The 503-nt window shown below is 72.6% G+C and carries 1 pseudogene; it reads left to right on the forward strand.

Annotated features, from left to right (window positions below):
• Positions 1-503, forward strand: a pseudogene (locus tag Q1B08_RS21685) (type IV secretion system DNA-binding domain-containing protein); the annotation flags it as partial.

Genomic DNA, 503 nt, shown 5'->3' on the forward strand with positions numbered 1-503 from the left:
ACGGTTCTTCCGACGCTCGGCGGCGAGCCCTACCGCTTCAGCTTCCACCAGCCCGGCGAGCCGGGCGACCGCACGGTCGGGCACACGCTGGTGATCGGCCGGACCGGCTCGGGCAAGACGCTCGGCACCGCGTTCTTGCTGGCGCAGGCGCAGCGGCTCGGCCCCCGGATCATCGCCTTCGACAAGGATCGGGGCCTCGAGAGCGCGATCCGCGGGCTCGGCGGCAGCTACTCGCCCGTGCAGATGGGCGTGCCGACCGGGCTCAACCCATTCCGCTCCGAGGCCGATCTGCGCGGCGTGGGCTGGCTCACCGACTGGCTCGGCGCGCTGCTGACCACCGACGCCCCGCCGCTCACGGCGGTGCAGGAGGAAGCCCTGTCGAACGCCGTGCGCGCCAACGCCGAGTCCGATCCCTACCTGCAAACGCTGGCCGCCTTCCGCAGCCAGCTCGTCGCGGTCGACGATGGCGGCGACCTGCATACCCGGCTCGGCCAATGGGACGA

The organism is uncultured Jannaschia sp. (assembly GCF_947494025.1).
In the GTDB taxonomy this organism is placed as follows: domain Bacteria; phylum Pseudomonadota; class Alphaproteobacteria; order Rhodobacterales; family Rhodobacteraceae; genus Jannaschia.